This is a genomic window from Microbacterium luticellae, from assembly GCF_050408645.1.
In the GTDB taxonomy this organism is placed as follows: Bacteria; Actinomycetota; Actinomycetes; order Actinomycetales; family Microbacteriaceae; genus Microbacterium.
Window position 1 is genome coordinate 19,611 of sequence record NZ_JBNTKE010000005.1, and the last position, 12,976, is coordinate 32,586.

At 61.2% G+C, this 12,976-nt stretch carries 12 protein-coding genes; 2 read left to right on the forward strand and 10 right to left on the reverse strand.

The genetic code is table 11. The annotated features are described in order from the left end of the window. Positions 1 to 32: 32 nt before the first annotated feature. From hisH to ACQUSW_RS11875, 4 genes are read right to left on the reverse strand one after another with little or no spacing between them, the layout of a single operon-like run. Positions 33 to 683, reverse strand: a complete 651-nt coding sequence (gene hisH / locus ACQUSW_RS11860; protein WP_428932518.1) for an imidazole glycerol phosphate synthase subunit HisH — start codon at positions 681 to 683, stop codon at positions 33 to 35. Then, on the reverse strand, positions 680 to 1,282 hold the full coding sequence (gene hisB, locus ACQUSW_RS11865) for an imidazoleglycerol-phosphate dehydratase HisB (RefSeq protein WP_428932519.1): 603 nt from the start codon (positions 1,280 to 1,282) through the stop codon (positions 680 to 682). The genes hisH and hisB overlap by 4 nt, the downstream gene beginning before the upstream one ends. Beyond that, the gene (locus ACQUSW_RS11870) at positions 1,279 to 2,373 is read right to left on the reverse strand and encodes a histidinol-phosphate transaminase (protein WP_428932520.1); all 1,095 of its coding nucleotides are present in this window, start codon (positions 2,371 to 2,373) and stop codon (positions 1,279 to 1,281) included. The genes hisB and ACQUSW_RS11870 overlap by 4 nt, the downstream gene beginning before the upstream one ends. 19 nt (positions 2,374 to 2,392) lie before the next feature. Further along, entirely contained in the window at positions 2,393 to 2,764 is a 372-nt protein-coding gene (locus ACQUSW_RS11875) for a LysM peptidoglycan-binding domain-containing protein (protein ID WP_428932521.1), read from the reverse strand. 239 nt (positions 2,765 to 3,003) lie between these two features. Between ACQUSW_RS11875 and lexA the strand changes: the two genes are divergently transcribed. Then, positions 3,004 to 3,696: a transcriptional repressor LexA gene (gene lexA, locus ACQUSW_RS11880; RefSeq protein WP_428932522.1), complete on the forward strand. Its 693-nt coding sequence runs from the start codon at positions 3,004 to 3,006 to the stop codon at positions 3,694 to 3,696. A gap of 101 nt (positions 3,697 to 3,797) precedes the next feature. On the opposite strand, the gene metE is transcribed toward lexA, so the two are convergent. Continuing rightward, on the reverse strand, positions 3,798 to 6,116 hold the full coding sequence (gene metE / locus ACQUSW_RS11885) for a 5-methyltetrahydropteroyltriglutamate--homocysteine S-methyltransferase (protein ID WP_428932523.1): 2,319 nt from the start codon (positions 6,114 to 6,116) through the stop codon (positions 3,798 to 3,800). A 61-nt stretch (positions 6,117 to 6,177) separates the two neighbouring features. Continuing rightward, entirely contained in the window at positions 6,178 to 7,137 is a 960-nt protein-coding gene (locus ACQUSW_RS11890) for a methylenetetrahydrofolate reductase (protein ID WP_428932524.1), read from the reverse strand. Positions 7,138 to 7,323: 186 nt separating this feature from the next. On the opposite strand from ACQUSW_RS11890, the gene ACQUSW_RS11895 reads away from it, so the two are divergent. After that, positions 7,324 to 9,258, forward strand: coding sequence for an alpha/beta hydrolase family protein (locus tag ACQUSW_RS11895; protein ID WP_428932525.1), 1,935 nt, complete (start codon positions 7,324 to 7,326; stop codon positions 9,256 to 9,258). A 50-nt stretch (positions 9,259 to 9,308) separates the two neighbouring features. Here ACQUSW_RS11895 and smpB read toward each other — a convergent pair whose 3' ends face one another. From smpB to ACQUSW_RS11915, 4 genes are all read right to left on the reverse strand, one after another. Then, the gene (gene smpB / locus ACQUSW_RS11900; protein ID WP_428932526.1) at positions 9,309 to 9,785 is read right to left on the reverse strand and encodes an SsrA-binding protein SmpB; all 477 of its coding nucleotides are present in this window, start codon (positions 9,783 to 9,785) and stop codon (positions 9,309 to 9,311) included. A gap of 96 nt (positions 9,786 to 9,881) precedes the next feature. Then, positions 9,882 to 10,796, reverse strand: a complete 915-nt coding sequence (gene ftsX / locus ACQUSW_RS11905) for a permease-like cell division protein FtsX (RefSeq protein WP_428932527.1) — start codon at positions 10,794 to 10,796, stop codon at positions 9,882 to 9,884. Further along, the gene (gene ftsE / locus ACQUSW_RS11910) at positions 10,793 to 11,764 is read right to left on the reverse strand and encodes a cell division ATP-binding protein FtsE (protein ID WP_428932528.1); all 972 of its coding nucleotides are present in this window, start codon (positions 11,762 to 11,764) and stop codon (positions 10,793 to 10,795) included. Before ftsE ends, ftsX begins: the two co-directional genes overlap by 4 nt. Positions 11,765 to 11,795: 31 nt before the next feature. Then, entirely contained in the window at positions 11,796 to 12,974 is a 1,179-nt protein-coding gene (locus ACQUSW_RS11915) for a MalY/PatB family protein (RefSeq protein WP_428932529.1), read from the reverse strand. Positions 12,975 to 12,976: the final 2 nt, after the last annotated feature.

Genomic DNA, 12,976 nt, shown 5'->3' on the forward strand with positions numbered 1-12,976 from the left:
CCCCGGCTTCAAATACAGATAGTGATGGGCGTTTATCGCTGCGTGCGCGGCAGAGACTGAATCCAGTTACGTAGCAGCGCTATTCCGGCGGCTCCCGATTTTTCGGGGTGGAACTGCACGGCAGTCAGTGGCCCATTTTCGACAGCGGCGACAAACTTTTCGCCGTGAGTGGCCCAGGTCACCGCAGGCTCAGGAAAAGGCGGCATAACATCAAGCGTCCACTGCGTTGCAGCATAGGAGTGCACGAAATAGAAGCGTTCCTGTTCGATACCCCGAAAGAGGCGTGATTCGGCTGCCGCTGCGACCGTGTTCCACCCTATGTGGGGAAGCACCGGAGCACGCAGGCGCTGCACATCGCCAGGCCACTCCCCCATGCCCTCATCAGTCTCGGCCGATTCGGTGCCGTGCTCAAACAGTATTTGCATGCCAACACAAATACCCAGCACGGCGCGGCCCCCCGCGAGTCGGCGGCCAATGAGCTCGTCACCGCGCCGAGCGCGCAAAGCACGCATAACCGTACCGAAAGAACCGACGCCGGGCACAACCAGGCCGTCTGCGTGCAGCACGACCTCGGTATCGGCGCTCAGCTGTACCGTCGCACCTGCAGCCTGCAGTGCTTTGACGGCCGAGTGAACATTGCCTGAGCCATAGTCGAGCACCGCAATGCGCGGCGCATCGGTCATAGCGCCCCTTTTGTGGAGGGAACACCCTGCACGAGAGGATCGAGAGCTTTCGCCTGGCGGAAAGCACGGGCGAAGGCTTTGAACTCGGCCTCGGCAATGTGGTGAGGATCGCGACCGGCCAGAAGCCGCACGTGTACGGTGAGCCCGGCGTGGAACGAGAGGGCTTCAAAAACGTGGCGCACGAGCGAGCCGGTGAAGTGCCCACCAATTAGGTGAAACTCAAAACCTTCGGGTTCGCCCTCGTGCACGAGAAAAGGTCGCCCCGAGATGTCGACCACTGCCTGCGCAAGCGACTCGTCCAGTGGCACCAGGGCGTCTCCGTAGCGCGAGATACCAGATTTATCGCCCAGTGCTTCACGGATCGCCTGACCCAGCACAATGGCAGTGTCTTCTACGGTGTGGTGCGCATCGATATGCGTGTCACCGGTTGCTTTCACGGTCAGGTCGCTCAGCGAGTGCTTAGCGAAAGCCGTCAGCATGTGATCGAAAAAGGGCACGGAAGTAGAGATGGTGCTCTGACCCGTTCCATCCAGGTTGATCTCAAGCTCAACGGTCGACTCAGAGGTGGAGCGGGTGCAACGGGCAATACGGGCAGTCATAGTCCTGATTCTATCGATGCGAGGGCGTCAAGAAATGCGGAGGTCTCCGCTTCGGTACCGGCCGACACTCGCAAATGTCCAGCGATACCCACGTCACGGATCAAGACTCCGCGATCGTACAGCTTCTGCCAGGTCTGTGCGGTATCGACGACACCACCAAAAAGCACAAAGTTCGACCATGACTCATAGGGCGTAAAACCCAGTTCACGCAGCGTCGTCGATATACGGTCACGCTGCTGCACGATGTGGTCGACCATGGCCAGCATAGTCGGCGCGTGTCGTAGAGCAGCTGTTGCTGCAGCCTGTGTGAGTGCGCTGAGGTGGTACGGCAGCCGCACCAGCCGCAAGGCATCGATGACTGCGGGGTGCGCCGCCAAATAGCCCACTCGCGCCCCAGCGAATGCGAAGGCTTTACTCATCGTTCGTGACACCATGAGACGCTCACGGCCAGGGAGCAACGTGAGTGCCGAGACAGCGTCGTGCGGTGCGAACTCCTGATAGGCCTCATCGACAACGACAATGCCGGGCGCTGCGTCGTACACCGCTTCGATGACATCAATGGCTAAAGGCGTACCGGTCGGGTTATTCGGCGTACACAGGATCACCACGTCGGGCTGGGCATCGCGCACCTGCTGCGCTGCGTGCTCAGCGGTGAGCTGAAACTGAGCGTCTCGCGTGCCCTCAGTCCATACGGCTCCTGTCCCCTGCGTCAGCAGCGGGTACATCGAATACGTGGGGCCAAACCCGAACACGGTGCGGCCTGGCCCTGCGAAGGCCTGAAGAATCTGCTGCAGGACTTCATTCGAGCCATTACCCGCCCAAATGTTGTCGGGCGTGAGGTCATGACCGAGATAGTGAGCGAAGGATTCGCGAAGAGTGGTGAACTCGCGATCGGGGTAACGGTTGATGTCGCCGAGAACGTGGGTGATGTCGCCGACGATGTCGCGGATGACACTTTCGGGTATCGGATGCGTGTTCTCGTTAACGTTGAGAGCGACGGGCAGCGGGGCCTGCGGAGCGCCGTAGGGTTTCTTGCCCTTTAAGTCATCACGGAGAGGAAGGTCGTCAAGAGAAATACTCACTCTGCCCATGGTAGAGGCGAATAGAACGCTACTCCACCGGAATCGAGATTGTCTGACCCACGGTGAGCACGCCCGAGGGCAAGAGGTTGAGTCGACGAATCTCATCGACCACGTCGCGCGGATCACGCTCGGGGGCGATCTCTGTTGCTATCCCCCAGAGGGTGTCTCCGGGCACCACCGTGAGAGTGGCGAACTCGCGAGGCTCACCGGTACTGTCTGCCGACGCGAGAGCTGCACCGCTGGCAAGCACCGAGCCCGCGAGTGCCGCCGCGAGCGGAAGCGCGATGAGAGCGGCAACGACCCGACGACCCCGCTGCGTGAGGCGAAGACGCGTCGTCGAGGCAACAGCGCTCGACTCAGCGCTGTGGGGAGCAGCGATGCTCATGGTGGTGGTGCTCATCTTGGCCTCCTGCGTTCTTAGGTTCGCAACACGGTGGTGGTGGAGATCTACCCGCAGTGCGAACGTCTGTTCCGAACTTATCTTCGAATCAGGGTCGAAGTCAACTGATTTTCGAAATTTCCGCTCGAAAATCATCGACACGCTCGAACAGATATTCCGAATGTCCCGGCGATTCCGATACGGTAACCATGCGGGTACCTCATCACGGACCACTGACATTCCCGCGACGAAGGAGCATCATGAGCGAGCCAGTCCCGATCTCTTCGGATGCCGATGCGCCGCGGGCACGTCGCCGCAAGAGCCTGAGCGCCAAGCAGATGGCAATTCTTGAGGTGATTCAGCAGTCGATTGCGCGATATGGATATCCGCCGAGCATGCGTGAAATTGGTGACGCCGTCGGCCTGAAATCACTATCGAGCGTGACTCATCAGCTGGGTCAACTCGAACTCAGCGGCTATCTTCGTCGCGACCCGGGCAAAACGCGTGCCATCGAAGTGCTGATCGATCTGCCGGGCACGGCCACCGAAAGCCCCGCCGATACGGTCGTTCCCCGAGCAGATGCAGCGTTGGTTCCTCTCGTGGGCAGTATTGCGGCCGGGATTCCGATCACTGCCGAGCAGCACGTAGAAGAAATCTTTCCCCTGCCACGCCAGCTCGTCGGCAATGGCGAACTTTTTATGCTGCGGGTTTCGGGCGATTCGATGATCGATGCCGCTATTTGTGATGGGGACTGGGTTGTGGTGCGCGCACAGCACACAGCAGAGAACGGCGAGATCGTGGCTGCCATGCTTGACGACGAAGCGACGGTAAAAACCTTCCGTCAGCGCGATGGGCACACGTGGCTTCTCCCCCGCAACTCAGCGTTCGAACCGATCCTGGGCGATGAGGCTGTTGTACTGGGCAAGGTTGTTGCCGTACTGCGCGCGGTATAGCCACACCACGAGGCGAAACAGGCGCACCAGTGCCGTGCACGAAGGCGGTGGCCAAGGAATGAGAGTGTTCCGTGGCCACCGCCTTCACCATGTGCCGTGAGTTATACGGCCGCGGTCACGTTTTCACGTACCGCGCGCGTTGCCGCGACGATGTTGCGCAGCGACTCGGTGGTTTCTTCGTAGCCGCGGGTCTTCAGCCCACAGTCGGGGTTGACCCACAGCTGTGCCGCAGGAATATCGGCGACCGCGATTTCTAGCAGTGACTGGATTTCTTCTGTACTGGGCACGCGGGGTGAGTGGATGTCGTACACGCCGGGGCCAATTCCGTGGTTGAATCCGGATGCTGCGATGTCGTGCACGACCTCCATGCGGCTGCGTGCTGCCTCGATCGAGGTGACGTCGGCATCCAGTGCACGGATGGCATCGATCACGACGCCAAACTCCGAGTAGCACAGGTGAGTGTGCACCTGGGTATCGGTGTGTGCACCGGCCGTCGCCAGTCGGAACGATGCGACAGACCAGTCGAGGTACGCGGGCTGGTCGACACTCTTGAGCGGCAGTAGTTCGCGCAGTGCCGGTTCATCAACCTGGATCACGCCGATTCCGGCCTCTTCAAGGTCGGAGATTTCGTCGCGCAATGCCAGTGCCACCTGGTTTGCCGTATCGGCCAGGGGCTGGTCATCACGCACGAACGACCACGCAAGAATCGTTACCGGTCCGGTCAGCATGCCCTTGACGGGTGCGGAGGTACGGGACTGCGCGTAGCGCGACCACTCCACCGTCATGGGGGCGGGGCGCGACACGTCTCCCCATAGGATGGACGGCCGTGTTGCCCGTGAGCCGTATGACTGCACCCAGCCGTGTTCGGTCACATCGAAACCATCAAGGTTTTCGGCAAAGTACTGCACCATGTCGTTGCGCTCGGGTTCGCCATGCACCAGTACGTCGAGGCCGAGTTCTTCTTGCAAAGCAATGACACCGTCAATTTCAGCACGCAAGAACGCGTCATATTCTTCCTGCGTGATTTCGCCCTTGCCGAAGCGTGCACGAGCGCGGCGAATGTCTCCGGTCTGCGGGAAGGAGCCGATCGTGGTCAACGGCAGTTCCGGAAGCTGCAGACGCTCCTGCTGCGCGACGCGGCGGTCTTCGTAGTCACCACGCACAAAGTCATCCGCCGAGAGCTGCGCCGCGCGCTCGCGCACGGCACCGTCACGCACACCGGGAGCGCTGCTGCGATCAGCCAGGGCAGCGGTGGCTGCACCGAGCTCTGCCGCGATGCTGTCTCGGCCCTCAGCCAGTCCCTGGGCAAGGGTCACAACCTGCTGCACCTTCTGATCGGCAAAAGCCAGCCACGACACCAGTTGCTCGCTCAGTGCGGTTTCATCGCGTACATCGTGGGGAACGTGCTGCAGTGACGTCGACGTGCCTGCCGCAACGTTCGCACCCAGTCCGCGCAGTTGCTCCAGCTTGTCGAAGGCAGCGGCCAGGTCGCCGCGCCAAATATTGCGGCCATCGATAACACCGCCCACGAGTGTCTTGCCTTCCAGACCTGCGACGGCGGCGGGCACCGCGCCACGGCTGAGGTCAAGACCGATGGCCTCCACGGGCGTTGCTGCCAGCGCAGCGAGGTTGTCGCCGAGCGCGGCATAGGCCGCGGCAACGAAGATCGCGGGGCGGTCGTTTGCTTCGCCAAGCAACGTGTAGGCGTCTTTCGCTGCGGCACCCAGCTGCTCGGTCGTGGCAGGCAGTGACTCGCTCACCAGTGCAGGTTCGTCGAGCTGTACCCACTCGGCGCCAGCGGCACGAAGACGTGCCAGCAGCTGCTGATAAACAGGAACAAGGTCGGCGAGGCGCGAGAGCGGGTCAAACCCTTCGGGCGCCTCATCGGAAGCCTTTGCCAGGGCCAGTAGCGTGACCGGGCCAACGATAACCGGGCGCACGGCGAAGCCTTCTGCAGCGGCCTCGCGCACCTGCTGTTCGTAGCGTTCGCTGCTGAGTGAGAAGACCGTCTCGGGCCCGATCTCGGGAACAAGATAGTGGTAGTTCGTGTCGAACCATTTGGTCATCTCCAGCGGAGCGTCGTCGCCCTCACCGCGGGCAATCGTGAAGTATGCGGGAAGCCCAATCGAGCCGTCGGCTTCACGCAAACGCTCAAAACGCGCCGGGATCGCACCGACGGCGACGGCTGCATCAAGAACCTGGTCGTAGAAAGAAAACGACTCCGGAATTGATGAGTCGTGACGCTGAAGCCCGTTCTGTTCGAGCCGAGCACGCACGGCAGAACGCAGCTGCGCAGCCGTCTGTTCGAGCGCCTGCAGGTTCACCTTTCCTGCCCAGAAAGCTTCCACGGCCTTCTTTAGTTCGCGGCGCGGGCCAATCCGCGGGTATCCCAAAATTGTTCCGGCGGGAAAAGCGGTCATGGTCGTTGTTCCTTTCGTTGGTGCCGCAGCGCGACAAGTGTGAGGAGTGTAAAAAGTCGAATCAGCCGTGCAGCACAGGAAGAAGCTCGGCCTGTCGCAGAACGTCGAGCACCGTGTCGTGCTGGTTGAAGGCGTACAGGTGCACGCCAGGCGCGCCTCCATCAACAACCTCGCGGCACAGGCGAGCAGCCCATTCGATACCGACACTGCGTCGTCCCTCGGGTGTCGGTTCGATTTCGAGAGACACCGCCAGTTCTCCGGGTAGCTCTTCTCCTGTGAGTTCCAGCACTCGACGTAAGCGCGCAGGAGAAGTAATCGGCATAATTCCAGGAAGAATGGGGATCGTTACGCCTTCACGTCGTGCACGTTCAACAAAGGCGAGGTAGTCGTCAGCGTGGAAGAACAGCTGTGTGATTGCCACGGTTGCACCGGCGGCCTGTTTTGCCAGGAGTGCCTCGACGTCTTGCATCCGGTGTACAGAGCGTGGGTGTCCGTTGGGGAAAGCAGCCACGGCAATGCTCACGTGTTCGCGGGGCGAAACAACTGCGGCACCAGGAACGCCCGGAACCGGCTGCTCGTGGTAGGGGGCACGCTCAGCCTGCACGCGATCGATCAGCTGCACCAGCTGCGCCGACGATTCCAGATCGCCCAGAAACGGTTCGGTGTGACCGATGGGGGGATCACCCCGCAGAGCAAGAAAGCTCCGGATGCCGGCGTCAAGAAACTCACGGATCAACCGCGTCGCGCCCGCATAGGTGTTGCCCGCACAGGTCAGGTGCGCCAGCGGCTCGACGTGCGTGTTTTCACGAATGAACTTCAAAACCTCGAGCGAACGCCCACCGGTCGAACCACCCGCGCCATAGGTGACGGAAATAAACTGCGGGTCGACCTTGGCCAGACGCAGCACAGTCTCGTGCAGGGCGTGCGTTGACGACGCCTGACGTGGCGGATAGAGCTCAAAAGAAACCGGCACCGGCTTGGTGGTACACGGACCATCAGTGTGAGATGCGTCGCTCGACATGGATACTCCCGGAAAACAGCAGATCATCGACCGTGCCGACCACATCGTGTGGCCCGCGCGGGCGGGTGCCGGGCTCGGCTGTCGCTCCGTCCCGGCTCATAACCGGGTGTCTGACGACAACGCTAAGACACGCGGGAGTGTGATGCACACACGCACGAAACATGGCGTCACACGTAGGCTCAAGGTATGCAGCAGAAGCCCTACGGAACCTGGTCGTCGCCCTTCTCGGCATCGGATCTTGCCGCGGGAGGCTCCCGCATTGACGGTGCCCGTTTTGTGGGCGACGAGGTGTGGTGGGCAGAGTCGATACCGCATGAGGGCGGACGCAACGCAGTGCGCCGCGCTCGCAACGACGGCGCCGTCGAAGACATCCTGCGGGCTCCGTGGAATGCACGCTCACGTGTACATGAGTATGGCGGCGCATCGTGGACAACCACTGCCGACGGCACGCTGCTGTTCGTCGAAGCGAGCGACCAGCGCGTGTATGCGCAGCATCCGGAGGCTGATCCCGTAGCCCTCACGTCTGCCGGCGCACGATACGGCGGACTCACGGTGCAGCAGGGTCGACTCTTCGCGGTACGGGAAGACCTGCGCTCCGAACCGCACGAGCGTTCGATAGTAGAAATTCCCCTCGATGCCTCGGCCGCAACCAGCGACGACACGCTGACTACATGGGTCCGCACAGCAGGATTCGTTGCGCATCCTGCACTGTCACCGGATGCCACGCGACTGGCCTGGGTGCAGTGGGAACCCACCAGCATGCCGTGGCAGCATGCCACCATCGTCATCGGCAACAATCAGGGTGCCTACAGCACGTCTCTCCCCACCCAGGCAGGACTGCAGCCCGAATGGGTGAGCAACCACGAGCTGCTCTACATTGATGATCCGAACGGACGATGGAACCTGTACCGCGCGACGATACGCGACGGTGACGACGGCATCGAAGTAATCAACCACACCCGTCCGGTTGCCCCAGCCCAGGCCGATACTGGCGGCGGCTTATGGGTGCTCGGCCAGCGCTGGTACCGGCCGCTGGACGACGGACGCATTATTGCCGTCCGCACACAGGGCACCGACACCCTCGCCGTCATCACACCCACCGCGTCGCAGCCCGACAACGAAAACACGGCCGCCGAGCCATCCACCGTCGAAGTGCTCACCGTGCCGCTCTCGGCCGACATCAGCATTGCCGACGCCGCAGGCAGCCGTGTGCTCGTCACCGGATCGGGTGCCACCGTATCAGCCGGACTCTGGTGCATCGATGTAGGAGAAGAAACCTTTGTCGCCCTGCGCGGCGGCGACCGCGTGGACTCCGCCTGGATGCCGCGCGCAACACCCGTTGTCTATCCCGGCCCCCACGGACCCGTACACGCCTTCAACTATCCGCCAACCAACCCCGAAGCAACCGCGCCCGACGATGAGCTGCCGCCATATGTCGTGCTCGTTCACGGCGGCCCCACCGCCCACGTAGCAGGGGCCGCATCGCTGGCGATTGCCTACTACACCAGCCGCGGAATCGGCGTGCTCGATGTGAACTATTCCGGCTCAACGGGGTACGGCAGAAAATACCGCGAACGCCTGAGCGGGCAGTGGGGCGTTGCCGACGTCGACGATGTGCTCGCCGCAGCCGAAGGGCTCGCAGCATCCGGTGCCGCGGACCCCCGCCGCATCGCCATTCGCGGTGGCTCGGCAGGAGGCTGGACCGTACTGTGCTCGCTCGTACGAGGCGGAGTCTTTGCTGCCGGAATCAGCCGCTACGGCGTAGCCGACCTGCGCTCGCTGGCCGCCGACACCCACGATTTTGAGAAGCACTACACCGACGGGCTCGTGGGCCCGCTGCCCGAAGCCGAGCACATCTATATTGAGCGCTCGCCCCTCACCCACGCCGACCGCATTACCGTGCCCGTCCTGCTACTGCAGGGAGAAGACGACGCGGTCGTGCCACCATCGCAATCAGAAGCGATTCGCGACGCGCTGGCCGCACGCAACATTCCGCACGAAATGATTGTCTTTCCGCACGAAGGGCACGGTTTCCGTCGTGCCGAAACGATCATCGCGGCCACTGAAGCAGAGATAACGTTCCTTGGCGGCGTCTTTGGGTTTACGCCCGAGCTTGAATAACGGATGAGTACCGCGGCATCCGAAACCTGCTGCCAAAGACAAAAACCCGGCTACTCACCCATGCGGTTACGCAACCGCATGGCACGCTCAGCCTCGCGAGTATCTTGCCGTTCGCGAAGAGTCTGACGCTTATCGTACTCACGCTTACCCTTTGCCAGCGCGATCTCAACCTTGGCCCGGCCATCTTTAAAATAAAGCCGCAGCGGCACGATCGTGTATCCGCCAGCAGCTACAGCATGCCCGAGCCGCGCAATCTCTTCGCGATGCAGCAGCAGTTTGCGCACGCGTTTTGCCGAGTGGTTCGTCCAGTGCCCCTGCGAATACTCGGGGATATGCACTGCATCGAGAAAAGCTTCACCGTCTTTGACAAAGGCATAACCATCGGTCAGGTTCGCCCGCCCATGACGCAGCGACTTCACCTCGGTACCCGTGAGCACCAGACCCGCCTCATACGACTTCTCTAGGTTAAAGTCGTGGCGTGCGCGACGATTAGTGGCGATAACTTTCTCGCCCCGTTCGCGAACCATGGTTTCTCCTCGTCTCGGCCATCTTTGAGCCGCCTATCAGCACTCAGGCAGCCCCACAGTCTAACCGATTCGGCACTCGGTGCACGGTGCACGGCGTTAGGTGCGTAACCAGCGGCGAATCGCGAACCACGCCGACAGCGCTGCCAACACCACACCGATCACGATGAGCACGGGCACCACCAGCAGCGCATCACCCATCGTGATCCACGTGCTAATAAAAGCCACCCGGTCGCGCAAATACTGCTGCACGCCGAAGTGCACACCCGCCAGTACGGCACCGCTCGCCAACAGTGAACCAATCACGGCAGCAAAAACGCCCTCCAGCACAAACGGCGTCTGAATAAACCGGTTCGAAGCACCCACGAGACGCATAATCCCAATTTCACGCCGCCGCGCATACGCCGAAAGACGAATGGTCGTGGCGATCAACAAAACCGCCGCGACAAGCATGAGCCCGGCAATACCCACCGCAATATAGGTCGCGATGGTGAGCGCAGCAAAGAGCGGATCAAGGTATTCCATCTGATCGCGAACTTCTTCTACCCCATCAACCCCAGCGAAAGCCTCAACGATCACATCGGAGCGAGTCTGATCATCCATACTCACCCAGAAGATCTCGTTCATCTGCTCGGGAGTAATGATGTCGGCGTAGTCTTCGCCCACCAGCTCCAGCGTTTTTTCATAGGCTTCCTCGCGGTCTTCAAAACGTACCTGCGAGATGAGCGGGGCAAGCGTATCGCTCTCCAACTGTTCCTGCACGGCATCGATCTGCTCCTGCGACGCAGCACCATCCAGACACGTTTCGGCCGTAGAAACTTCAGAACACAGATATACGGCCACCTGTGCACGGTCTTCCCAAAAGTCGCGCATGGTGCTGATCTGCATCTGCATCAAAATCGCGGCCCCCACAAAAGTGAGCGACACGAAGGTGACCAAGATCACCGAAATAACCATCGAGGCATTGCGGCGTAGACCCGTAAAGACCTCGGAAAGAATGAGCCCGGCCCTCATGATGTCGGCCCCACTTCGTCGTCTTCATTCGTCTCAGCAAGCCCCAGCCTGTCAGCAACACCCAGTTCGGCCACGTCAACATCGGCAACAGTGATCGGATGCTTGGGCACCGCCTGTGCCCGGGGGGTCGGCGTTGCGCCAGCATCCGGTTCTGCAGGCTCTTCAGCAGAGGGCGCCACAGATTCTTCTGTCAGTGTCTCTTCGTGCAGGCGGCGAACCTGCCCGAGCGCCGCCGTGGCCGCAGCGCCTCGTTCACTCTCGGGCACAAGCTGCGGCAGCGTTGAGCGGTCACCATAACCGCCCTGTGCGTCATCGCGCACAAGCTCACCGTCGCGCAGTTCAATCACACGCCGCTGCATCTGGTCAACAAAAGCGGCCTCATGCGTTGCCATCAGCACCGTCGTGCCACCGGCATTAATACGCGCAAGCAGCTGCATAATGCCGATGGATGTTGCGGGGTCGAGGTTACCGGTCGGCTCATCGGCCAGTAGTACCTGCGGCCGGTTGACGATAGCCCGAGCAATGGCCACCCGCTGCTGTTCACCACCGGAAAGCTCGTGGGGCAAACGCTTGTGCTTTTCTTCGAGCCCCACCAACTCGAGCGCTTCGGGAACAGCCTGCTGAATGAACCCGCGCGAAGCGCCAATCACCTGCAGGGTAAAAGCAACGTTCTGGAAGACGGTTTTCGATTGCAACAACCGAAAATCTTGAAAAACCGACCCAATATTGCGCCGAAAATACGGCACCTTGCGGTTGCTGAGCGTACGCAGGTCGTGCCCGAGCACAGCCACACGGCCCGCCGTGGGGTTCTCTTCGCGCAGAATGAGCTGCAGACACGATGATTTACCGGAGCCCGAAGCCCCCACGAGGAACACAAACTCACCGCGCTGCACGTCAAAAGAGACCTGAGACAGGGCGGGTCGGCGTGTTCCGCGATAGTGCTTGGTGACGTTTTCGAATCGGATCATGGCGTTTTGAGCCTAGGCGTGCACCGACGGTCTATGCGGTGCGACACCCCGAAACGGCATCGGCAAGCTGTTCGAGAGCATTTTGCAGAATGGGGCGTGGTGTGGCGAAGATAATGCGGGTGAACCCTGCACCCGCCTGCCCGCACGATGTGCCAGCGGTGAGTGCAACGCCTGCTTTTTCGCGCAGCAGTGTTGCCGGTGTGTCGCCCAGGTCATAGCCACGCCAGTCAAGCCAACCGATGTACGTGCCCTCGGGTTGTGTCACGCGCAGCGCAGGCATGTGTTCCGCGGCAAACGATTGCATGAGCTGCCAGTTGCCTTGCAGATACTCCGTCACTTCGTCGAGCCACGGCTGGCCGTGATCGTATGCCGCGGTGTTCGCGATCATGCCGATAGTGCTCGGCCCGTGGTTGAGCCGCCCTTTCACCTCTGACCAGATTTGCGCGTCGGCATCGTTCGTAATCACCAGTTGCGCACACTTGAGTCCGGGAAAGTTCCATGCTTTTGACGCCGAAACAGCGGTGACACTGTGCGCTGCAGCGGCCTCAGAAACCGAGGCATACGGCACGTGCAGGTGCCCCTCGTACACGAGCGGAGCATGTATTTCGTCGGCAAACACGCGCCCACCGCGGCGCTCAACAACCTCGCTGAATGCGAGCAGTTCTTGTGTTGTGAGCACGCGACCGGTCGGGTTGTACGGGTTGCAGAGCACCACAAGGGCTCCCGGATGCTGCGCAAGAGCCGCGTCAATAGCGTCGAGGTCAAACTCGTAACGCCCGCCGGTGTTCAGCAGCGGCACTTCGATAAAAGCGCGCCCCACCTGCCCCGGCACAGTAAGAAAAGGCATGTAACCGGGGGTCGGCACGATAACGGGCGTACCCGGTGCCGAGAAATGTTCGATGACGACTTCGAGCCCACGCAAAACATCGGCAATGGGATGCACTCGTTGCGGCGCGATAGACCACCCAAAACGCCGCTGCTGGTAGTCGGCTGTGGCACGGCTCAGTTCGCGAGCAATGGGTGCCGAAATATAGCCGAACTGGTTGTTATCCAGCGCTGTCCGCAGTGCGCGATCAACAACGGGGGCTGTACCAAAGTCCATTTCGGCGACAAACATGCCAATGGAGTTGGGGTATGCCGTCCACTTATAGCTGCCACGCTCGCGCAGGGTTTCTACCGTGATGGCATCGAACTGCTCGGCCAGTGTCACCG